19 protein-coding genes are annotated in these 21195 nt (G+C 54.6%); 12 read left to right on the top strand and 7 right to left on the bottom strand.

Annotated elements, in window-relative coordinates; translation table 11 throughout:
- Positions 1 to 53 precede the first annotated feature (53 nt).
- From folE to mglC, 6 genes are all read left to right on the top strand, one after another.
- Positions 54 to 722, top strand: coding sequence for a GTP cyclohydrolase I FolE (gene folE / locus ACMWKA_RS03435; RefSeq protein ID WP_013097957.1), 669 nt, complete (start codon positions 54 to 56; stop codon positions 720 to 722).
- Between the two features lie 18 nt (positions 723 to 740).
- Positions 741 to 1898, top strand: coding sequence for a DUF418 domain-containing protein YeiB (gene yeiB, locus ACMWKA_RS03430; RefSeq protein ID WP_020690129.1), 1158 nt, complete (start codon positions 741 to 743; stop codon positions 1896 to 1898).
- A 155-nt stretch (positions 1899 to 2053) separates the two neighbouring features.
- Positions 2054 to 3076 (top strand): HTH-type transcriptional regulator GalS, encoded by a 1023-nt coding sequence (galS, locus tag ACMWKA_RS03425; protein ID WP_414759989.1) that lies wholly within the window; start codon positions 2054 to 2056, stop codon positions 3074 to 3076.
- A 295-nt stretch (positions 3077 to 3371) separates the two neighbouring features.
- Positions 3372 to 4370, top strand: coding sequence for a galactose/glucose ABC transporter substrate-binding protein MglB (mglB, locus tag ACMWKA_RS03420; RefSeq protein WP_014832691.1), 999 nt, complete (start codon positions 3372 to 3374; stop codon positions 4368 to 4370).
- 80 nt (positions 4371 to 4450) lie between these two features.
- Positions 4451 to 5971, top strand: coding sequence for a galactose/methyl galactoside ABC transporter ATP-binding protein MglA (mglA, locus tag ACMWKA_RS03415; RefSeq protein WP_029883073.1), 1521 nt, complete (start codon positions 4451 to 4453; stop codon positions 5969 to 5971).
- Positions 5972 to 5986: 15 nt separating this feature from the next.
- Positions 5987 to 6997 carry a galactose/methyl galactoside ABC transporter permease MglC gene (gene mglC / locus ACMWKA_RS03410; RefSeq protein ID WP_013097952.1) on the top strand — a complete coding sequence of 337 codons (1011 nt, stop codon included), beginning with the start codon at positions 5987 to 5989 and terminating at the stop codon, positions 6995 to 6997.
- A 35-nt stretch (positions 6998 to 7032) separates the two neighbouring features.
- Here the strand turns inward: mglC and sanA are convergent, their stop codons facing one another.
- The 4 genes from sanA to ACMWKA_RS03390 form a co-directional block, all read right to left on the bottom strand.
- The gene (sanA, locus tag ACMWKA_RS03405; protein ID WP_023619764.1) at positions 7033 to 7746 is read right to left on the bottom strand and encodes an outer membrane permeability protein SanA; all 714 of its coding nucleotides are present in this window, start codon (positions 7744 to 7746) and stop codon (positions 7033 to 7035) included.
- 127 nt (positions 7747 to 7873) lie between these two features.
- Entirely contained in the window at positions 7874 to 8758 is an 885-nt protein-coding gene (gene cdd / locus ACMWKA_RS03400; protein WP_409244299.1) for a cytidine deaminase, read from the bottom strand.
- 129 nt (positions 8759 to 8887) lie between these two features.
- The gene (locus ACMWKA_RS03395) at positions 8888 to 9583 is read right to left on the bottom strand and encodes a CidB/LrgB family autolysis modulator (protein ID WP_013097948.1); all 696 of its coding nucleotides are present in this window, start codon (positions 9581 to 9583) and stop codon (positions 8888 to 8890) included.
- Positions 9580 to 9978 carry a CidA/LrgA family protein gene (locus ACMWKA_RS03390; protein WP_023619766.1) on the bottom strand — a complete coding sequence of 133 codons (399 nt, stop codon included), beginning with the start codon at positions 9976 to 9978 and terminating at the stop codon, positions 9580 to 9582. The genes ACMWKA_RS03395 and ACMWKA_RS03390 overlap by 4 nt, the downstream gene beginning before the upstream one ends.
- Before the next feature lie 167 nt (positions 9979 to 10145).
- On the opposite strand from ACMWKA_RS03390, the gene dusC reads away from it, so the two are divergent.
- From dusC to ACMWKA_RS03375, 3 genes are all read left to right on the top strand, one after another.
- Positions 10146 to 11078 (top strand): tRNA dihydrouridine(16) synthase DusC, encoded by a 933-nt coding sequence (gene dusC, locus ACMWKA_RS03385; RefSeq protein ID WP_013097946.1) that lies wholly within the window; start codon positions 10146 to 10148, stop codon positions 11076 to 11078.
- A 378-nt stretch (positions 11079 to 11456) separates the two neighbouring features.
- Positions 11457 to 12875 (top strand): multidrug resistance outer membrane protein MdtQ, encoded by a 1419-nt coding sequence (mdtQ, locus tag ACMWKA_RS03380; RefSeq protein WP_058683476.1) that lies wholly within the window; start codon positions 11457 to 11459, stop codon positions 12873 to 12875.
- 50 nt (positions 12876 to 12925) lie between these two features.
- On the top strand, positions 12926 to 13690 hold the full coding sequence (locus tag ACMWKA_RS03375) for an SDR family oxidoreductase (protein ID WP_072205129.1): 765 nt from the start codon (positions 12926 to 12928) through the stop codon (positions 13688 to 13690).
- Positions 13691 to 13766: 76 nt separating this feature from the next.
- Here the strand turns inward: ACMWKA_RS03375 and ACMWKA_RS03370 are convergent, their stop codons facing one another.
- Positions 13767 to 14339, bottom strand: a complete 573-nt coding sequence (locus tag ACMWKA_RS03370) for a DedA family protein (RefSeq protein ID WP_013097943.1) — start codon at positions 14337 to 14339, stop codon at positions 13767 to 13769.
- A gap of 157 nt (positions 14340 to 14496) precedes the next feature.
- Here ACMWKA_RS03370 and ACMWKA_RS03365 point away from each other — a divergent pair, with 157 nt between their 5' ends.
- The gene (locus ACMWKA_RS03365) at positions 14497 to 15084 is read left to right on the top strand and encodes a Yip1 family protein (RefSeq protein ID WP_013097942.1); all 588 of its coding nucleotides are present in this window, start codon (positions 14497 to 14499) and stop codon (positions 15082 to 15084) included.
- 167 nt (positions 15085 to 15251) lie between these two features.
- On the top strand, positions 15252 to 16175 hold the full coding sequence (pbpG, locus tag ACMWKA_RS03360; RefSeq protein ID WP_013097940.1) for a D-alanyl-D-alanine endopeptidase: 924 nt from the start codon (positions 15252 to 15254) through the stop codon (positions 16173 to 16175).
- Between the two features lie 95 nt (positions 16176 to 16270).
- Here the strand turns inward: pbpG and ACMWKA_RS03355 are convergent, their stop codons facing one another.
- Together ACMWKA_RS03355 and dld are read right to left on the bottom strand one after the other, a co-directional pair.
- Positions 16271 to 16825, bottom strand: coding sequence for a GNAT family N-acetyltransferase (locus ACMWKA_RS03355; protein ID WP_020690140.1), 555 nt, complete (start codon positions 16823 to 16825; stop codon positions 16271 to 16273).
- Positions 16826 to 16936: 111 nt separating this feature from the next.
- A complete protein-coding gene (gene dld, locus ACMWKA_RS03350) occupies positions 16937 to 18685 on the bottom strand; it encodes a D-lactate dehydrogenase (protein WP_414759988.1) in 1749 nt (582 codons plus the stop codon).
- Between the two features lie 189 nt (positions 18686 to 18874).
- Here dld and bglX point away from each other — a divergent pair, with 189 nt between their 5' ends.
- Positions 18875 to 21172, top strand: a complete 2298-nt coding sequence (bglX, locus tag ACMWKA_RS03345) for a beta-glucosidase BglX (RefSeq protein ID WP_178327518.1) — start codon at positions 18875 to 18877, stop codon at positions 21170 to 21172.
- Positions 21173 to 21195 lie beyond the last annotated feature (23 nt).

Below are 21195 nucleotides of genomic sequence, written 5' to 3'. Positions count from 1 at the left end.
GCACACTTTTGCCACAACGAGGGCAAAAGACGCCACACCTGCAGGAGAAAAGAATGTCATCACTCAGTAAAGAAGCGGCCCTTGTCCACGAAGCCCTGGTTGCGCGCGGTCTTGAAACGCCACTGCGTCCACCCGTTCAGGAAGTGGATAATGAAACCCGTAAACGTCTGATTGCCGGGCACATGACCGAGATCATGCAACTGCTGAATCTCGATCTGAGCGACGACAGTCTGATGGAAACGCCGCATCGCATCGCAAAAATGTATGTCGACGAAATTTTCTCCGGCCTGGACTACGCCAACTTCCCGAAAATCACCGTCATTGAAAACAAAATGAAGGTGGATGAGATGGTGACGGTGCGCGATATCACGCTGACTAGCACCTGCGAGCACCACTTCGTGACCATCGACGGTAAAGCGACCGTGGCTTACATTCCAAAAGATACGGTGATTGGTCTGTCCAAAATCAACCGTATCGTGCAGTTCTTTGCCCAACGCCCACAGGTGCAGGAGCGTCTGACGCAGCAGATCCTGACTGCGCTGCAAACGCTGCTGGGCACCAATAACGTCGCGGTCTCCATTGACGCGGTTCACTACTGCGTGAAGGCGCGCGGTGTACGTGATGCCACCAGTGCGACCACCACCACGTCGCTGGGCGGTCTGTTTAAATCCAGCCAGAACACCCGCCAGGAGTTCCTGCGCGCCGTGCGTCACCACAACTAATCAGACAGGGCAGGGACCATGGAGCGAAACGTCACGCTCGATTTTGTTCGCGGCGTCGCCATTCTCGGTATCCTGCTGCTTAATATCAGCGCCTTCGGTCTGCCGAAGGCCGCTTATCTCAACCCCGCCTGGTATGGCGAGATCACCCGTCGCGATGCCTGGACGTGGGCAATCCTCGATCTCTTTGCTCAGGTGAAATTCCTCACCCTCTTTGCGCTGCTGTTTGGCGCCGGTCTGCAACTCCTGCTCAAACGCGGCACCCGCTGGATCCAGTCACGTCTGACCCTGCTGGTGCTCCTTGGCTTTATTCACGGCCTGTTCTTCTGGGACGGTGATATTCTTCTCGCCTATGGATTAGTCGGGCTGATTTGCTGGCGACTCATCCGTGATGCGCATAGCGTCAAAAGCCTGTTTAACACCGGCGTGATGCTTTATGTCATGGGGCTTGGCGTGCTGCTGTTGCTGGGTATGATCGCCGGCGACGCAACAAGCCGCTCATGGATACCGGACGCCGCCAACCTGCAGTATGAGCAGTTCTGGAAGCTAAAAGGCGGCGCGGAAGCGATAAGCAATCGCGCGGATATGCTGGGCGATAACCTGCTGGCACTGGGAGCGCAATACGGCTGGCAGCTGGCGGGGATGATGCTGATGGGCGCATCCCTGATGCGCACCGGCTGGCTGAAAGGGGAATTTAGCCTGCGCCACTATCGTCGCACCGGAGTCTTGCTGGTGCTGCTGGGCGTGGCGATCAATCTCCCGGCGGTGATTGCGCAGTGGCATCTACACTGGGATTACCGCTGGTGCGCTTTCCTGCTGCAGGTTCCGCGCGAGCTCGGTGCCCCGTTCCAGACCATCGGCTACGCCGCGCTCATCTATGGCTACTGGCCGCAGCTCTCCCGCCTCTGGATTGTCAGTGCCGTGGCCTGCGTTGGCCGCATGGCGTTAAGCAATTACATTTTGCAGACCCTCATCTGCACCACGCTGTTCTATCGATTCGGCCTGTTTATGAAATTCGACCGCCTTACGCTGGTGGCGTTTGTTCTTCCGGTCTGGACGATAAACCTGGCGTTTTCGGTTATCTGGCTGCGGTATTTCCGCCAGGGGCCCCTGGAGTGGGCGTGGCGTCAGTTAACCGCAAAAGCATCAGGTGTTTCATTGAATAATACATCCAGATAACGATCTGGATCACAATCATTAACAAAATGGATGTAACCGTTTTCATCTGTGTGAGCTTCTTCACGTAGTCCCCTTTCTCTCGCTGCCAAAATAGCCACCTTGCTAAACACAGGGGGTGTCTGTGAGTTGCTGCAATCCATTTAAGGATGGTGAATATGATCACCATTCGTGACGTCGCCCGTCAGGCGGGCGTTTCTGTGGCCACCGTCTCTCGCGTGCTGAACAACAGCGCGCTGGTCAGCCCTGAAACCCGTGAAACCGTAATGAAAGCCGTGACCCAACTGGGTTACCGGCCCAATGCTAACGCGCAGGCGCTGGCTACGCAGGTCAGTGACACCATTGGCGTGGTGGTGATGGACGTGTCGGATGCGTTTTTTGGCGCGCTGGTGAAAGCGGTGGATGTTGTCGCCCAGCAGCACCAGAAGTATGTGCTGATCGGCAACAGCTATCATGAAGCAGAAAAAGAGCGCTATGCCATCGAAGTGCTGATCCGCCAGCGTTGTAACGCGCTGATTGTGCATTCAAAAGCCCTGAGTGATGAGGAACTTGCCGGATTTATGGAGCAAATCCCCGGCATGGTGCTCATCAACCGGATTGTGCCCGGCTATGCCCACCGTTGCGTGGGGTTGGATAACGTGAGCGGCGCCATGATGGCCACGCGCATGCTGATTAATAACGGGCACCAGCGAATCGGTTATCTGGCCTCCAGCCACGCGATTGAGGACGACGAACTGCGTCGCGAAGGCTGGCAAAACGCCCTGAAAGAGCACGGCATTGCGCCTGCTGAAAGCTGGGTAGGCACCGGTACCCCGGACATGCAGGGAGGGGAGGCGGCGATGGTCGAGCTGCTGGGCCGTAACCTGCAGCTCTCCGCGGTGTTTGCCTACAACGACAGTATGGCTGCCGGAGCACTGACGGCGTTAAAAGATAACGGCATTGCGGTGCCACAGCATTTGTCGTTGATCGGTTTTGACGATATTCCCATTGCCCGTTACACCGACCCGCAGCTGACAACGGTACGCTATCCCATTGTCTCGATGGCCAAACTGGCGACTGAGCTGGCGTTACAGGGCGCGGCAGGGCTGCTTGATACGGGAGCAACACACTCTTTCATGCCGACGTTAGTGCGCCGCCATTCGGTCTCTGCCCGGCAAATTGTGGTTCCGATCACTAACTGATAAAGCCAGCTGATGTAACCGTTTTCAATCTGTGAGTAAATTCACAGTATCTTAACAAGGCGCTGACTATGATGTCAGCGTTTTAGGGGCTGAAACGCTATGTAACAGTGATTATTCACTTTCACTATAGCCAACGTGCCGCAAACAACGAATAAAACGCATTTCTGGAGCGTTACCGAACACGGAAGATAGAAATTTTATAAGTGAACTTCGGCTGTCAGTAACGTTTTATTAACACCTGCCCGCCGATCGTTATTCACAAGAACTACCCTGCATAAAAAAAACCGGAGATACCATGAATAAGAAGGTGTTGACTCTGTCTGCTGTAATGGCAAGCATGCTTTTTGGTGCAGCAGCGCACGCTGCGGATACCCGTATTGGTGTGACTATCTATAAATACGACGACAACTTCATGTCTGTTGTGCGTAAAGCGATCGAGAAAGATGCTAAAGCAGCGCCAGATGTTCAGCTGCTGATGAATGACTCCCAGAACGACCAGTCCAAACAGAACGATCAGATTGACGTCCTGCTGGCAAAAGGCGTGAAGGCACTGGCAATCAACCTGGTTGACCCGGCTGCTGCAGGCACAGTTATCGAGAAAGCGCGCGGCCAGAACGTGCCAATCGTCTTCTTCAACAAAGAACCTTCCCGTAAAGCGCTGGACAGCTATGACAAAGCGTATTACGTCGGTACTGACTCCAAAGAGTCCGGTATTATCCAGGGCGATCTGATCGCGAAACACTGGGCGGCCAACCCGAACTGGGATCTGAACAAAGACGGCCAGATCCAGTTCGTGCTGCTGAAAGGCGAGCCAGGCCACCCGGATGCTGAAGCGCGTACCACTTACGTTGTCAAAGAGCTGAACGACAAAGGTCTGAAAACCCAGCAGCTGGCTTTAGATACCGCGATGTGGGATACCGCTCAGGCGAAAGATAAAATGGACGCGTGGCTGTCTGGTCCTAACGCGAACAAAATTGAAGTGGTTATCGCTAACAACGACGCGATGGCAATGGGTGCGGTAGAAGCCCTGAAAGCACACAACAAATCCTCTATCCCTGTGTTCGGCGTGGATGCGCTGCCAGAAGCGCTGGCTCTGGTGAAATCAGGTGCGATGGCCGGTACCGTGCTGAACGATGCCAACAACCAGGCGAAAGCCACCTTCGATCTGGCGAAAAACCTGGCCGACGGTAAAGGTGCGGCTGATGGCACCAACTGGAAAATCGACAATAAAATCGTTCGCGTACCTTACGTGGGCGTAGACCAGTCCAACCTGGCTGAGTTTATCGGTAAATAAGATAGTTAGTTATGTCTCCACAGGGCGCAACATGTTGCGCCCTTTTATAACGCGATATGCGAGGCCAACAAGGTATAATTATGGTCAGCACAACTACTCCGTCGTCCGGTGAATTCTTGTTGGAAATGAACGGCATCAACAAGTCGTTTCCCGGTGTTAAGGCACTCGATAATGTTAATTTAAAAGTTCGGCCTCATTCAATTCATGCCTTAATGGGTGAAAACGGTGCCGGTAAATCAACATTATTAAAATGTCTTTTTGGGATCTATCAAAAAGATTCTGGCAGCATTCTTTTTCAGGGGAAAGAGATCGATTTCCATTCAGCGAAAGAAGCACTGGAAAACGGTATCTCTATGGTTCACCAGGAATTGAACCTGGTACTGCAACGCTCGGTAATGGATAATATGTGGTTGGGACGTTATCCAACCAAAGGTGTTTTTGTCGATCAGGACAAAATGTACCGTGACACCAAAGCCATTTTCGATGAGCTGGATATTGATATCGATCCGCGCGCCCGCGTGGGAACATTATCCGTCTCGCAAATGCAGATGATCGAAATTGCCAAAGCGTTCTCCTATGATGCCAAAATTGTCATCATGGATGAACCGACATCGTCATTAACGGAAAAAGAGGTTAACCACCTTTTTACCATTATTCGTAAGCTAAAAGATCGCGGCTGCGGCATTGTTTATATCTCCCATAAAATGGAAGAGATCTTCCAGCTGTGTGATGAGATAACCATCCTGCGCGACGGCCAGTGGATTGCCACTCAGCCTCTCGAAGGGCTGGACATGGACAAGATCATCGCCATGATGGTGGGCCGTTCCCTGAACCAGCGTTTCCCGGACAAAGAGAACAAGCCGGGTGAGGTGATCCTTGAGGTGCGTAACCTGACTTCGCTGCGTCAGCCCTCTATTCGCGACGTCTCCTTCGACCTGCACAAGGGCGAAATTCTGGGCATTGCAGGCCTGGTTGGGGCAAAACGTACCGATATCGTCGAAACCCTGTTTGGTATTCGCGAGAAAGCCGAAGGCACCATCACGCTGCACGGTAAGAAAATTAACAACCACAACGCCAACGAAGCCATTAATAATGGTTTTGCACTGGTGACGGAAGAGCGGCGTTCGACCGGTATTTATGCCTATCTGGATATTAACTTTAACTCGTTAATTTCTAATATCCGCAACTATAAAAACAAAGTGGGTCTGCTGGATAACTCCCGCATGAAGAGTGATACCCAGTGGGTTATTGACTCTATGCGCGTAAAAACGCCGGGGCATCGTACGCAAATTGGTTCGCTGTCGGGCGGTAACCAGCAAAAAGTCATTATCGGTCGTTGGTTATTAACGCAGCCAGAAATTCTGATGCTGGATGAACCAACCCGCGGTATTGACGTCGGCGCGAAGTTTGAAATTTATCAGCTGATCGCTGAACTGGCGAAAAAGGATAAAGGGATCATTATTATCTCTTCCGAAATGCCGGAATTGTTAGGGATCACAGACCGTATTCTGGTTATGAGCAATGGTCTCGTTGCCGGTATTGTTGACACGAAAACGACAACGCAAAACGAAATTTTGCGTTTAGCGTCTTTGCACCTTTAAGATCAGGGGCTCCTCATGAGTGCGTTAAATAAAAAAAGTTTTCTCACTTATCTGAAAGAAGGCGGTATTTACGTTGTTCTTTTAGTATTGCTGGCCATTATCATTTTCCAGGACCCTACGTTCTTAAGTCTGCTGAACCTGAGTAACATTCTGACTCAGTCTTCCGTACGTATTATCATTGCGCTGGGCGTGGCGGGGCTCATCGTCACCCAGGGGACTGACCTTTCCGCGGGGCGCCAGGTCGGCCTGGCGGCGGTGATCGCGGCAACCCTGTTGCAGTCGATGGAAAACGCCAACAAGGTGTTCCCGGAAATGGCGACCATGCCCATTTTCGTGGTGATCCTGATTGTCTGCGCCATCGGTGCAGTGATTGGTCTGATCAACGGTATCATCATCGCTTACCTGAACGTGACGCCATTTATCACCACCCTGGGTACGATGATCATCGTTTACGGTATCAACTCCCTGTACTACGACTTCGTCGGTGCGTCCCCCATCTCGGGCTTCGACAGCGGCTTCTCGACCTTCACGCAAGGATTTATTGCGCTGGGCAGCTTCCGCCTGTCGTACATCACTTTCTACGCGTTGATTGCGGTGGCGTTCGTCTGGATCCTGTGGAACAAAACCCGCTTTGGTAAGAACATCTTCGCCATCGGGGGCAACCCGGAAGCAGCGAAAGTGTCCGGCGTTAACGTGGCCCTGAACCTGCTGATGATTTATGCCCTGTCCGGTGTGTTCTATGCCTTCGGCGGGATGCTGGAAGCGGGCCGTATCGGCTCTGCCACCAACAACCTCGGCTTTATGTACGAACTGGATGCGATTGCCGCCTGCGTGGTGGGCGGGGTCTCTTTCAGCGGCGGTGTGGGTACTGTGCTCGGCGTGGTCACCGGTGTGATCATCTTTACGGTCATCAACTATGGTCTGACCTACATCGGCGTGAACCCGTACTGGCAGTACATCATCAAGGGCGCCATTATCATCTTCGCGGTTGCGCTGGATTCACTGAAATACGCGCGTAAGAAATAACCTTCCTGAAAAGTTAAACCCGCCGTATGGCGGGTTTATTTTTTCTTCTGCATATCCAGCAGCTGCTCCGGCGTCACCGCCGGATAACCCTGCGCATCTTCCGGCACTTCATGCATGGCCGGAATTGGCACCAGCGGGCCTAAAAAGCGCGGTTCACGTTTGAAGATATAGAGATCGGCCAGCGCGCCAAAGCGAGCGCCAAACTCACGCACGCGCACGCTCAGCATATCTTTTGGCGAGGGCACCGCATAACACTGCGCCTGAATGCCCATGTGCAGCGCGATAAACAGCGCACGTTCGCAGTGGAAGCGCTGGGTGATGATGATGAAGTCGTTGGTGTCGAACACTTTGCGCGTGCGCACGATGGAGTCGAGCGTGCGGAACCCGGCGTAGTCGAGCACGATATCTGCCGGATCAACGCCTGCGGCAATCAGATCTTTGCGCATGGTGACCGGTTCGTTGTAGCTTTGCAGCGCGTTATCGCCGCTTAACAGCAGGTAATTGACTTTGCCGCTGTTGTAGGCGTTGAGCGCGCCCTGAATGCGGTAGCGGTAATACTGATTGATGACACCGGTGCGGTAATACTTTGCGGTGCCGAGCACCACACCCACCTGGCGATAGGGCAGGTCCTGCAGGTCATCAAAAATGTAGGGGGCCGTTTTCCAGCTCATCCAGCGGTCGAGACCCAGCACGATCAACAGCAGTATGCCGACCAGGACAGACAGGCTGTAAAAAACGCGCTTTAACATGCAGATGGCTCGTACCGAAGGTGAATTTAACTCAGGCTACTGTACCCGCCTGGTTAGCGCAAGAAACAGCGCATCAACTGAAGGCTTTTTCAGCAAAACGGGCGGGCATGTCTGCCCGCCAGAAGGATCACGCCAGCAATACACGCTCGATTGACGTGCAGCCCAGCGCTTTCAGGGTGGCGGCGGTGGCATCCCATTGAATCAGCGGTGCATCGGCAATTTCTGCCAGAATGGCGCGCTGAATATCCGGGTAGTCATAGCCGTTCAGACTCAGCAGGTTCAGTGCGCCCTGCAGCGGTGGCAGCGTTGGGTTAAACGCGGCGTTTTCGGCATAGCTGCCGTTAAAAATACGCCCATCGCGGCATTGCAGTGCCACGCCGCTCGGGGATTTGCTGTACGGCGTATGGCTCTTGTTGGCAGCGCGAATGGCCGCCTGGGTCAGGTCATCACCGGTCAGCGTGTAACCGTGATCCTGCTCGTCCATCAGCAGGGTTTTGATTTCAAGATCTTTCGGACCAAAGGCGTCAGGCAGGTAGTCGCCCAGCGTATGCGGCGCGCGACCCGGCAGATTGATGCGCAGCTGCAGCCCGCTGTTCAGTTCATTCATAAACTGACGGCAGTGCCCGCACGGGGTGTAGTTCACGGTAATGGCGCTCAGGGCCTTTTCGCCGCGCAGCCAGGCGTGGCTGATGGCGCTCTGTTCCGCATGAACAGTCTGCTGCATGGTTGCGCCCAGGAACTCCATGTTTCCGCCGAAGTACCAGGTTCCGCTGACGCCGCGCGCAATCGCGCCAACGTTAAAGTGGGAAAGATCGGCACGTGCACAGGCGGCAGCCAGCGGCAGCAATGCGAAAGCCAGCGCGTCTTCGTCAAGATCCGTGGCCTGTTTCAGCGTGGTGATCTGCTCAGCGGTGAGCAGGGCGGGGAAATGCTCATCCGCCAGAATCGGGGCCAGAGCTGATTGCAAATTCTCTGCAAGCCGGGCGAAAGCCGCTTGAAAACGTGGATGCATGGCGTTTGCCTCATAAAGGTTAATGGATCGGTAGTGTACGGAGCCGCTGGGGCTTTATATGTGATCCATATCTCATTATGTATGCAACTTATGAAAACAAAATGAAATTTGCGCGACGCATCGCAAATTTTAGCCCATCACCGCCAGAATCACGGGGAAAATGAACGGCGCCATCAGCGAGGTCATGATTCCGCAGATCACCAGTGCCAGCGAGCTGAACGCCCCCTCCTGATAATCCAGCTCCGCACAGCGGGCGGTGCCCAGCGCGTGCGACGCGGTGCCCATCGCCAGACCGCGTGCGGCTTTGGTATGAATGCGCATGACATTGAGCAGGGTATGGCCAAACACGGCGCCCAGTATGCCGACAAAGATCACGCACATGGCGCTGATGGCAGGAATGCCGCCGAGGCTGCCGCCCACTGCCATGGCGATAGGCGTGGTCACCGATTTCGGCAGAATAGAGGCGGCAATTTGCGCAGAGGCCCCCATCAGCAGTGCGACTGAAGTACCGGTGATCATCGCCACCAGGCTCCCCACAAAACAGATGGTAATAATGGATTTCCAGCGGGCGCGGATCTGGTGCAGCTGTTCATATAAAGGAAACGCGAGTGCGACCACGGCGGGTTGCAGCAGGTCGTTTAAAATTTTGCTCCCGGCAAAGTAGCGTTCGTAAGGAATACCGGTAAGCAGCAGAAACGGGATAATCACCACCATCGCCACCAGCAACGGGTTAAGCAGCGGCATCTTGAACCGGGCGGCAAGTTTGCGTGCCGCGAAGAACACCGCCAGGGTTAATGGCAGCGACCACCAGATATTGGCCATCATTGTTTTGTTCCTTTCTGTCCAACCACTTTACGTTCGCCATGTACCAGATGCGAACTCCAGCTCACCACAAGGAAAACCACCAGCGTACTGACCGCGCAGGAGACGACAATCGGGCCGAACTGGGCTTTAAGCAGATCGAAGTACTGCATGACCCCGACGCCAATCGGCACGAACAGCAGCGCCATATAGCGAATAAGAACGAAGCAGCCCGGGTTGACCCACTTAGCGGGCAGAATTTGCAACGCCAGCAGAACAAAGAGGATCAGCATGCCGATAATGCTGCCGGGAATGGTGATAGGAAGCAGGGAAGCGATGAAAATCCCGGCGTACAGGCAGGCGTAAATCAGGACGAATGCGCGCAGATATTGCCAGATAATGTTCAATGATTTTCTCATGGTTAAAATCCTTGCTGAAACGCATTCATCATACAATTAAACCCGAAAGTGTGCCATGGATCACATCATGAATTTTAAGCATACCCGTCATTCCAGAATAGAACGTCGTGCTTTCAACATACATACAGAGCGATTACTATAGCGCGTCTTTTTTCACAGGTACTGCTATGCGTGTTTTACTGGCCCCAATGGAAGGCGTGCTCGACTCCCTCGTGCGCGAACTTCTGACCGAGGTGAACGATTACGATCTCTGCGTGACGGAGTTTTTGCGCGTGGTCGATATGTTGTTGCCGGTAAAATCGTTTTACAGACTCTGTCCGGAGCTGCACCGCCAGAGCCGGACCACCTCCGGCACGCTGGTGCGTATTCAACTGCTGGGCCAGTATCCTGAATGGCTGGCCGAGAACGCCGCCCGTGCCGTCGAGCTGGGCTCTTACGGGGTCGATCTCAACTGCGGCTGCCCGTCGAAGCTGGTGAACGGCAGCGGCGGTGGGGCGACGCTGCTGAAAGATCCTGAGCTGATTTACCGTGGCGCGAAAGCGATGCGTGAAGCCGTGCCTGCCCATTTGCCGGTGACGGTGAAAGTGCGCCTGGGCTGGGACAGCGACGCGCGGCAGTTTGAAATTGCCGATGCGGTGCAGCAGGCCGGGGCTACTGAACTGGTGGTGCATGGCCGCACCAAAGAAGATGGTTATAAAGCCGAGCGCATTAACTGGCAGGCAATTGGTGAGATCCGCAAACGCCTCAGCATTCCGGTGATCGCCAACGGTGAAATCTGGGATTACCAGAGCGCGCAGGCCTGTCTCAAGGCCACCGGCTGCGAGGCGGTGATGATCGGCCGCGGGGCATTGAATGTGCCTAACCTCAGCCGGGTGATTAAATATAACGAGCCGCGTATGCCGTGGGCTGATGTTGTGACGCTGCTGCAAAAATATAGCCGTCTGGAAAAGCAGGGCGACACCGGGCTATATCACGTGGCGCGCATCAAACAGTGGCTCAGCTATTTACGCAAAGAGTACGATGAAGCGCTGGGGTTATTTCAGGAGATTCGGACATTACAGACTTCTGCGGATATTGCGCGGGTGATCCAGGCAAAATAATAAGCGTGTGACCGCAATTATCGCTGTGAAGCGCTGGACCAGACGCATGGGCTGGTTGACCTTTGCCCGGCGCGGTGCCGGGCAAATGAATCAGAAAATCATCTTGAACACACCCGTTACCACCAGCAGTCCTATCAGAAATATAATTAAAATGACCCACAATAATATTTTCATTCCCTTCTCCTGCGTATGTATGTCAACAGTAAGTGTAGCAGGCAATTTATAATTAAGATGAATTTGTTAATTTGGCTTATTCTCGGTATGTATAATTTTCTAATTACAAAAATGTATGACAATTTGCGCATTGCCACGCATTACTAAAAAAAAGAGAGGTATCAGGCGTACTTTGCGCCTTTATTTTTTGGCGTGAATGGCGTAATGAAACGTTTTCTTATTTTATCTCTGAGTGCTCCCTTTGCCGTTATTCTGGCCGGCTGTGCGCCGCAACATGCCACGGTAACTCCCCTTAATACCCAGTCACTCACGGCGTCGGTTAATACGGTGCTGCCTCATCAGGACTGGCCGAAAAATGCATGGTGGAAAGCGTATAACGATCCGCAGCTTGATAAGCTAATTGCCAAAGCATTAAGCGATGCGCCCGATATGCAGATTGCCCGTCAGCGTATTACCCTTGCCGAAGCCCAGGCCAAAGCAGCCCTGGCGGCCGACGGCCCGCAAATTGATTTTTCGGCCGATGCTGAACGTCAGAAAATGTCCGCTGAAGGGCTGATGGGGCCCTTTGCCATAACCGACCCGGCTGCGGGCACCACCGGCCCCTGGTATACCAACGGTACCTTTGGCTTGACCGCGGGCTGGGATCTGGATTTGTGGGGCAAAAATCGCGCCCGGTTGGAGGCCCGGATAGGCAAGGTGAATGCGCAAAAAGCGGAGCTTGAGCAGACCCGTCAACTGCTTGCCAGCAGCGTGGCGCGGCTCTACTGGGACTGGCAAACTCAGGCCGCCGTGGAGGAGGTCCTCACGCAGATCAAATCCCAACAGGACAATATCATCGGTGCAGATCGCGAGCTGTATCAGCACGGGATCACCTCCTCTGTGGAAGGTGTCGAAACCGACATCAGTGCCAGCAAAACCGAAGAGCAGATCGCAGAGGTTCACGGCAAAATGAAAGCCATCGAGGCGCGTCTGAACGCGTTGACTAATACCCCCGCCCTGGCGCTCACACGGCATGCCTTACCGACGGTTGAAGCGTCGTTACCGTCGACGCTGGGGTATGAACTGCTGGCCCGACGGCCGGATCTGCAGGCGGCGCACTGGTATATCGAAGCGTCAATGAGCGAGGTCGAAGCCGCCAGAGCGGCGTTTTATCCTGATGTGAATCTGATGGCGTTTTTACAACAGGATGCCCTGCACCTGAGCGATCTGTTCCGTTCTTCAGCCCAGCAAATGGGGGTGACCGCCGGGCTGACTCTGCCCATTTTTGACAGCGGCAGGCTGAACGCGCAGCTGGATATTGCCCAGGCGCAGAACAATCTGTCGGTGGCGAATTATAACAAGGCGGTGGTGGATGCCGTAAACCAGGTGGCGCGCACGGCCAGCGAAGTGGAAATGCTGACGGCGAAAAATCAGCATCAGCAGCAGGTAGAAAAAGATGCGGCGCGCGTGGTGGCGCTGGCGCAGGCACGTTTTAGCGCCGGAATTATTGCCGGTTCGCGCGTCAGTGAAGCCAGAATTCCAGCGCTGAAGGAACATCTCGCCGGATTGATGCTGCAGGGCGAGTATATCGACGCCACGCTACAGCTCACCTCCGCGCTGGGTGGTGGTTATCATCATGGCTAATCAGGGTCATTATCTATACTTACCTCTTTGCCGTTCTTCAGGAGGTGAGTATGACCAAAGTAGCGATTGTTACCGCATCGGATTCCGGGATTGGTAAAACCACAGCCCTGATGCTGGCTGAACGTGGGTTTGATATTGGCGTCACCTGGCACTCTGATGAACAAGGGGCCCGGGATACCTGCCGCGAAGTGGAGGCGCAGGGACGGCGGGCTGAAGCTATCCACCTTGATCTAAGCACCCTTCCACAGGGCGCGCAGGCGATTGAAACGTTAATTGCCCGTTTTGGTCGCCTGGACGTGCTGGTTAACAATGCGGGTGCGATGACCAAAGCGCCCTTCCTGGATATGCCGTTTGACGACTGGCGAAACATTTTCACCGTCGACGTGGACGGTGCGTTTCTCTGTTCGCAGATTGCCGCACGTAAAATGGTGGAGCAGGGGGAAGGAGGGCGAATCGTCAATATCACCTCGGTGCACGAACATACGCCGCTGCCGGAAGCCAGCGCCTATACCGCCGCAAAACATGCGCTGGGAGGATTAACCAAATCGATGGCGCTGGAACTTGTGCAGCACAACATTCTGGTCAACGCCGTTGCACCGGGGGCGATTGCCACACCGATGAATGATATGGACGAGAGTGAAGTGAAGGAAGGATCGATGCCAGCGATCCCGCTCGCAAGACCGGGATATACCAAAGAGATCGCCAGTCTGGTGGCGTGGTTATGCGACAGCGACGCCAGCTACACCACCGGGCAATCGTTTATCGTCGATGGCGGGTTTATGCTGGCGAATCCGCAGTTTAAGCCAGCGGGGTAGCTTCCCCTCACCCCGTGGGAGAGGGTGTGTTAAGTTCCCTCACTCAGTGGGAGAGGGTGAGGGCAACAGACCGCACTCACTCCTCATCCTGCTTCTTCTCTCTGTGCCGCATCCACAGCCTGACTCCAATCACCGCCACCACCACCAGAATCAGCCACGCCCAGTGCTTCAGATGCTGGTCAAGGTTATGCAGCCACGGGCCAATCACTTCTCCACCCACGTAACCGAGCGTGGTAAAGATCAGCGCCCAGGCGCACGCGCCAATCACGTTCAGCGGCAGGAAAATTTTCGGCGGCAGGCGGCTGGCGCCAATCAATATCGGCCCGATAATCCGAAAGCCGTACATAAAGCGGGTGCCAATCACAAACAGGTAAGGGTGGCGCTGGATCAGCCGCTGCGCGCGGTTAATTTTCTTCTTGTGCTTAGCGAAACGCTTAAGCAGCGTCGGCCCAAAACGCAGCCCCAGAAAGTAGAGCAGCTGATCGCCAATCATCCCGCCCAGCGCAACCGCGGCGACAACCAGCGGGAATTTAAGTAATCCCTGATGCGCGGCGACGCCGCCTAACAGGGTGATGGTTTCACCTTCTGCCACGCTTCCGACAACCAGCGCAGCGTATCCGTATTGTTCAATAACTCCGTTGATATCCATTACGTAAATATTATCTCCCTCAGCGTGCCTCGGTTAATCATATACCCCTTGTGACAACCGCGGGGCAATCAACGGAAATTTCCCACTGTACATAAAATAATCTAAACCCTGCATTATACTTAAGGTATCGATGACGGGCCGACAACAAGGGGGCGCTATGAACCATGTCTGGGGACTTTTTTCCCATCCCGATCGTGAAATGCATGTCATCAAAAGTGAGAACGAAACGGTCTCGCATCATTACACGCACCACGTGCTGCTGATGGCGGCGGTGCCGGTGATATGCGCGTTTATTGGTACAACACAAATCGGCTGGAACTTTGGTGATGGCACCGTAGTACAGCTTTCCTGGTTTACCGGGCTTTATCTTGCCATTCTCTTTTATGGCCTGATGCTGGCAGGGGTGGCGGTTATGGGACGCGTCATTCACTGGATGGCACGTAACTATCCGCAGCGTCCTTCCCTGGCACACTGTATGGTCTTTGCCGGATACGTCGCAACCCCGCTGTTCTTAAGCGGTATTGTTGCGCTCTATCCCCTGGTCTGGCTGTGCGCGCTGATCGGGACCATTGCGCTCTTTTACACCGGCTATCTGCTGTATCTGGGGGTACCTACCTTCCTGAATATCAATAAAGAAGAAGGCCTGAGCTTTTCCAGCTCTACGCTCGCCATCGGCGTGCTGGTACTGGAAGCGTTACTGGCGCTGACGGTGATTCTTTGGGGTTATGGTTACCGTCTCTTCTGAGTTAATTGCATTGCTGGCGTAAATGCCAGCAATGCAGCATCTGTTCACGATTATCCGCTGGCGACAATACACGGTGACCGCTATGATGCCGAAGCCAGCCTGTGTTTCTCCGTCGACGCAGGCGGTGTACGTCATAACGTGCGTGAATAATTATCAGAAGTCTCACCATGCTGAAATTCCGAGTTTCTTTACTTAGCCTGGCACTGTTGCTGGGGGCGTCCGCTGGCGTGCCAGCTCTCGCCAAAACGCCCGCGGTGACCACCGCTGCTGCTCAACCGCAAATCGCTTCCGGCAGCGCGATGATTGTTGATCTCAACACTAATAAGGTGATCTACGCCAGCCACCCGGATCTGGTGCGCCCGATCGCCTCGATAACCAAATTAATGACCGCGATGGTAGTGCTGGATGCACATCTGCCGCTGGATGAAAAACTGAAAGTGGATATCAGCCACACGCCGGAGATGAAAGGGGTTTACTCCCGCGTGCGCCTGAACAGTGAAATCAGTCGTAAAAATATGCTCTTGCTGGCGCTGATGTCGTCTGAAAACCGCGCCGCGGCGAGCCTCGCCCACCATTATCCGGGCGGCTACGACGCCTTCATTCGAGCGATGAATGCCAAAGCCAAAGCGCTGGGAATGAATAACACCCGTTTTGTTGAGCCGACAGGTCTGTCGATTCACAACGTCTCTACGGCGCGCGATCTGACCAAACTGCTGATTGCCAGCAAACAGTACCCGCTGATTGGGCAGCTCAGTACCACCCGTGAAGAGATGGCGACCTTTGCGAACCCGGCCTATACGCTGCCGTTTCGCAATACGAACCACCTGGTGTACCGCGAGAACTGGAATATTCAGTTAACGAAAACCGGCTTTACTAACGCGGCGGGTCACTGTCTGGTGATGCGTACCGTGTTCAACGGTAAACCGGTGGCGCTGGTGGTGATGGATGCCTTCGGCAAATATACTCACTTCGCCGATGCCAGCCGACTGCGCACCTGGATTGAAACCGGGAAAGTGCAGCCTGTTCCGGCTGCGGCATTGACGTATAAAAAGCAGAAAGCCGAGCAGATGGCGACGGCGCAGAACGATTAGGTAAAAGCAAAACGGTAACTGTGTTACCGTTTTTTATGTTTTCTCCCTCTCCCGGTGGAAGAGGGCGGGGGTGAGGGCACCAGACCGCACTGGTCCTATTCCGGCAGGGTCCAGTCTCCGTCGTTAAGCGGGCGCTGCATAATCACCGTATCCCGCCAGTCGCCTTTTTTGTAGCCCACGCTGCGCAGCTGACCGACCACTTCAAAACCGTGCTTTTTATGCAGCCGCAATGATCCGGCGTTATTATGGCCATCCCCCACAACCGCAATCATTTGACGCCAGGGACCTTGTTCGCAGCGTTCAATCAGCGCGTCCATTAGTGCACTGCCAAAACCGCGTCCGGTGGTGCTGGCATCCACGTAGATTGACTCTTCCAGCGTGAAGCGATACGCGTGTCGTGGACGGTATGGCGTGGCGTAGCAATAGCCCACCACAATGCCGCGATACAGCGCCACCAGCCAGGGCAAACCGTTATCGGTCACGTTTTTCAACCGCTTACGCATTTCATCAACGGTGGGGGGGATTTCCTCAAACGACGCACGTCCGTGAAGTACATGCCATGCATAAATAGCCGAAATGGCATGCACATCGTCGGGAAGGGCATCGCGCACTTCCACTTCGGTTACGGATAAAATATCAACAGCCGACATGATGTGCCTGCTCCTCGTCAAAGAATGCCGGAGAAACGTTTCTCCGGCGAGTGCAGGTACTCTAGTACGATTGAGCTGTGCTTAACAATCTCTTAAATATGGCTGTATGAATTAATCAGATGCTTGCGTAATGGCCTGCTCTGCGTTACCGCTCTCTTTCCAGTATTTATTCCGCGTTGTTTTACCAATGCCGGGATTCATACTGTTTGTAGGGTCATTCTCGCGATAAAACTGCTTAAGTGTCTCAGGGGCTTTGTAAAGATGCCCAACGTTGTGTTCCGCAGGATATTGTGCGCCACGTTCGCGCAGAAGCGCGAGCATCTCCTCTTTCAATGCGTGCGCGTCGACCCCTTTTTTAACGATGTAATCCTGGTGGAAGACGTAGCACATAAAGTGGCCGTAGTAGAGCTTATGCACCAGCTTGCTGTCGATTTCCGGCGGCAGGTGTTCAAACCACTCGGTATCGTTGCGTCGCAGGGCAATATCCAGCGCCAGAATATCCTCTACTTCTTCTGAGTGTACGGCCTGATAACGGATGGCGGCCCCCGCAGCGGCAAAACGGTGCAGGAACGCTTTGCTCCCCTCTTCAGGTGTACAGGCGAAGAAATCTCCCTCGGCGGTTTTGAAGAATTCGCTCAGCCAGTTTTGTGCTTCGGCGATCCCGTCCCCGGCCATTTTCAGCAGCAGGTGATGTTCATACTTGTCGCGCCAGGTTTTCATTCGCTCCGGCAGGTGGGCCGGGAAAACGTTACCCAGCTTCTGCATAAAGCGGTCGGTGAAGTGGGGTTTAAACAGCGGCACTTTCTCCAGCATTGCATCAGTGCGGCCCTTCATGGTGAAGAAGAACGGCATTTTGTCGGTGCCGAGCTTGTCGATCATCAGGAACGTATCTTTGCCGTAGCGTTCGGCGATGTCGTAAATATCCCGATGCATATACTCGCCCGCCACCGGCAGATGCGTGAATTCGCCCAGAATATGACGACGGATTTCGGTCAGCACGTCAGGCTGATTGGTGCCGATGTAAAACACCTGCTGTTTTTTCTCGGCCGGGAAGGTGTCGAGCCGGACCGCGAAAACGGCCAGTTTGCCCGCGCAGCCGGAGGATTCGAACAGGCGATCCGGGTCGGCGTTGTAACGCGCTGGTGTATCCGCGTTGATATCACGTACGCGGGTGATGTAATCGTGATCGTGGGCATGACGCCCATCGTGCTGTACGTCTTCATCTTTCACGCGATCGTCGTCGAGCTTACTCAGGATCTGCTCCGGCGTGACGCCCAGATCGATTCCCAGATGGTTCACCAGCGTCAGCTTGCCGTTTTCATCAATACGGGCATAGAGCGACATTTCGGTATAAGCCGGGCCGCGCTGCACCAGCGAACCGCCAGAATTATTACAAATCCCACCAATGACGGAGGCGCCGATGCAGGATGAACCAATCAGCGAATGCGGTTCGCGCCCAAGCGGCTTAAGCGCTTTTTCCAGCGAGTAGAGGGTGGTACCGGGGAAGGCCAGTACCTGCTCGCCTTTATCGAGCAGGTGAAGTTTGTCGAGGCGCAGGGTGCTGATAATCACGATGTCGCGATCGTAATCGTTGCCGTTCGGCGTCGAGCCTTCGGTCAGGCCGGTGTTAGCCGCCTGCATTAAAATGATCTTGTCCGCGGCGACGCAGGCGCTCAGGACGCGCCACAGCTCCAGCAGCGTGCCGGGAAAAACCACCGCCAGCGCATCGCCCTGTCCGGAACGAAAGCCCTTACGGTAGCGGGCGGTTTTAGCCGGGTCGGTGAGCAGGTGAGAGTGACCAACCAGGCGCGACAGTTCGTTAATAAAAGTCGTGTTATCGGCAGTTCGAACAGAAGACATCTTCCACTCCTTGTGGTGGGGCAAATTTCTCGCTGTAAAGCATAGCGCGATTAGCTGTTTAGAGGGCGCGTATTTGCGAGAAAAATCAGAGAATAACCCTGCAACGTTCTGAGGGTTTGTGGCACACTGCGCTTTTCGCACGCCCTGGCCGAGATCTTCCGGCGGAAATTGATGAGAGAGTAAAACGACATGAAATGGCTATGTTCTGTAGGTGTCGCCGTCAGCCTGGCACTGCAACCTGCGCTGGCAGATGAACTGTTTGGCAATCACCCGCTTACGCCTGAAGCACGGGACGCGTTTGTCACGGAATTGCTCAAGAAAATGACGGTCGATGAGAAGATCGGCCAGCTGCGTCTTATCAGCGTCGGCCCGGATAACCCGAAAGAGGCGATCCGCGAAATGATTAAAGAGAGCCAGGTAGGGGCGATTTTTAACACCGTGACCCGTCAGGATATCCGCAAAATGCAGGATCAGGTGATGGAACTTAGCCGCCTGAAAATTCCGCTGTTCTTCGCCTATGACGTGGTACACGGACAGCGTACCGTTTTCCCTATCAGCCTCGGTCTGGCCTCCTCCTTTAACCTCGACGCGGTGAAAACCGTCGGGCGCGTCTCGGCATATGAAGCCGCAGACGACGGCCTGAACATGACCTGGGCCCCGATGGTTGACGTCTCCCGCGATCCGCGCTGGGGCCGCGCGTCAGAGGGCTTTGGTGAAGATACTTATTTGACCGCCACGATGGGGAAAACCATGGTGGAAGCGATGCAGGGTAAAAGCCCGGCGGATCGTTATTCGGTCATGACCAGCGTCAAGCACTTCGCCGCCTATGGTGCCGTGGAAGGCGGTAAAGAGTACAACACCGTCGACATGAGCCCGCAGCGCCTGTTTAACGATTACATGCCGCCGTACAAAGCAGGCCTGGATGCCGGTAGCGGCGCGGTGATGGTCGCCCTGAACTCGCTCAACGGCACGCCTGCCACCTCTGACTCCTGGCTGCTGAAAGACGTGCTGCGCGACCAGTGGGGCTTCAAGGGCATCACCGTCTCTGACCATGGCGCCATTAAAGAGCTCATCAAACACGGTACGGCCTCCGACCCGGAAGATGCGGTGCGCGTGGCGCTCAAATCCGGCATCAACATGAGCATGAGCGACGAATATTACAGCAAATACCTGCCGGGGCTGGTGAAGAGCGGTAAGGTGACGATGGCGGAGCTGGACGATGCCACGCGTCACGTGCTGAACGTGAAATATGACATGGGGCTGTTTAACGATCCATACAGCCACCTGGGTCCGAAAGAGTCAGACCCGGCGGACACCAATGCCGAAAGCCGTCTGCATCGTAAAGAGGCCCGAGAAGTGGCCCGTGAAAGCCTGGTGCTGCTGAAAAACCGCCTCGACACGCTGCCGCTGAAAAAATCCGGCACCATTGCGGTGGTCGGCCCGCTGGCCGACAGCAAGCGCGACGTGATGGGGAGCTGGTCTGCTGCGGGCGTGGCCGATCAGTCCGTGACCGTGCTCACCGGTATTAAAAATGCGGTCGGTGAAAACGCTAAGGTGGTGTACGCCAAAGGGGCGAACGTCACTGATGATAAAGATATCGTGACCTTCCTCAATCAGTATGAAGAGGCGGTGAAGGTGGATCCGCGCTCGCCGAAAGAGATGATTGACGAAGCGGTAAACGCCGCGAAACAGTCTGACGTGGTGGTTGCCGTGGTGGGTGAAGCACAGGGGATGGCACACGAAGCCTCCAGCCGAACGGACATCACGATCCCGCAAAGCCAGCGCGATCTGATCGCCGCCCTGAAAGCCACCGGCAAGCCGCTGGTGCTGGTGTTGATGAACGGTCGTCCACTGGCGCTGGTGAAAGAAGATCAGCAGGCTGATGCTATTCTGGAAACCTGGTTCGCCGGTACGGAAGGGGGTAACGCCATCGCTGACGTGCTGTTTGGTGATTACAACCCGTCGGGCAAACTGCCGATGTCCTTCCCGCGCTCTGTCGGGCAGATCCCGGTGTACTACAGCCACCTGAATACCGGCCGTCCGTATAACGCCGATAAGCCAAACAAGTACACCTCCCGTTACTTCGATGAAGCGAACGGCCCGCTGTATCCGTTTGGTTACGGTTTGAGCTACACCACCTTTAAGGTCTCTGACGTGAAAATGTCGGCCCCGAGCCTGAAGCGTGACGGTAAGGTGACTGCCAGCGTTGATGTGACGAACACCGGTAAACGTGAAGGTGCGACGGTGATCCAGATGTATGTTCAGGATGTGACCGCCTCCATGAGCCGTCCGGTGAAACAGCTGCGCGGCTTTGAGAAGGTCGACCTGAAACCTGGTGAAACCAAAACCATCAGCTTCCCGATTGACGTGGATGCCCTGAAGTTCTGGAACCAGCAGATGAAATACGATGCGGAACCGGGCAAGTTCAATGTCTACATTGGGGTGGATTCCGCCCGCGTGAATAAAGGCGAGTTCGAGCTGCTGTAACCTTTCCCTCCTTTGCATCCCCC

It is taken from the genome of Enterobacter sp. 03-F-07-AD-ECC (genome assembly GCF_047530935.1).
Taxonomy (GTDB): Bacteria; Pseudomonadota; Gammaproteobacteria; order Enterobacterales; family Enterobacteriaceae; genus Enterobacter; species Enterobacter cloacae.
The sequence above is the reverse complement of the archived record's forward strand: the minus strand, read 5'-3'. Positions and strand labels throughout refer to the sequence as shown.

Excerpts from the sequence above, each read along its gene's own strand:
- folE (WP_013097957.1), top strand. The coding sequence starts at position 54 with ATGTCATCACTCAGTAAAGAAGCGGCCCTTGTCCACGAAGCCCTGGTT.
- yeiB (WP_020690129.1), top strand. The coding sequence starts at position 741 with ATGGAGCGAAACGTCACGCTCGATTTTGTTCGCGGCGTCGCCATTCTC.
- galS (WP_414759989.1), top strand. The coding sequence starts at position 2,054 with ATGATCACCATTCGTGACGTCGCCCGTCAGGCGGGCGTTTCTGTGGCC.
- mglB (WP_014832691.1), top strand. The coding sequence starts at position 3,372 with ATGAATAAGAAGGTGTTGACTCTGTCTGCTGTAATGGCAAGCATGCTT.
- mglA (WP_029883073.1), top strand. The coding sequence starts at position 4,451 with ATGGTCAGCACAACTACTCCGTCGTCCGGTGAATTCTTGTTGGAAATG.
- mglC (WP_013097952.1), top strand. The coding sequence starts at position 5,987 with ATGAGTGCGTTAAATAAAAAAAGTTTTCTCACTTATCTGAAAGAAGGC.
- sanA (WP_023619764.1), bottom strand. The coding sequence starts at position 7,746 with ATGTTAAAGCGCGTTTTTTACAGCCTGTCTGTCCTGGTCGGCATACTG.
- cdd (WP_409244299.1), bottom strand. The coding sequence starts at position 8,758 with ATGCATCCACGTTTTCAAGCGGCTTTCGCCCGGCTTGCAGAGAATTTG.
- ACMWKA_RS03395 (WP_013097948.1), bottom strand. The coding sequence starts at position 9,583 with ATGATGGCCAATATCTGGTGGTCGCTGCCATTAACCCTGGCGGTGTTC.
- ACMWKA_RS03390 (WP_023619766.1), bottom strand. The coding sequence starts at position 9,978 with ATGAGAAAATCATTGAACATTATCTGGCAATATCTGCGCGCATTCGTC.
- dusC (WP_013097946.1), top strand. The coding sequence starts at position 10,146 with ATGCGTGTTTTACTGGCCCCAATGGAAGGCGTGCTCGACTCCCTCGTG.
- mdtQ (WP_058683476.1), top strand. The coding sequence starts at position 11,457 with ATGAAACGTTTTCTTATTTTATCTCTGAGTGCTCCCTTTGCCGTTATT.
- ACMWKA_RS03375 (WP_072205129.1), top strand. The coding sequence starts at position 12,926 with ATGACCAAAGTAGCGATTGTTACCGCATCGGATTCCGGGATTGGTAAA.
- ACMWKA_RS03370 (WP_013097943.1), bottom strand. The coding sequence starts at position 14,339 with ATGGATATCAACGGAGTTATTGAACAATACGGATACGCTGCGCTGGTT.
- ACMWKA_RS03365 (WP_013097942.1), top strand. The coding sequence starts at position 14,497 with ATGAACCATGTCTGGGGACTTTTTTCCCATCCCGATCGTGAAATGCAT.
- pbpG (WP_013097940.1), top strand. The coding sequence starts at position 15,252 with ATGCTGAAATTCCGAGTTTCTTTACTTAGCCTGGCACTGTTGCTGGGG.
- ACMWKA_RS03355 (WP_020690140.1), bottom strand. The coding sequence starts at position 16,825 with ATGTCGGCTGTTGATATTTTATCCGTAACCGAAGTGGAAGTGCGCGAT.
- dld (WP_414759988.1), bottom strand. The coding sequence starts at position 18,685 with ATGTCTTCTGTTCGAACTGCCGATAACACGACTTTTATTAACGAACTG.
- bglX (WP_178327518.1), top strand. The coding sequence starts at position 18,875 with ATGAAATGGCTATGTTCTGTAGGTGTCGCCGTCAGCCTGGCACTGCAA.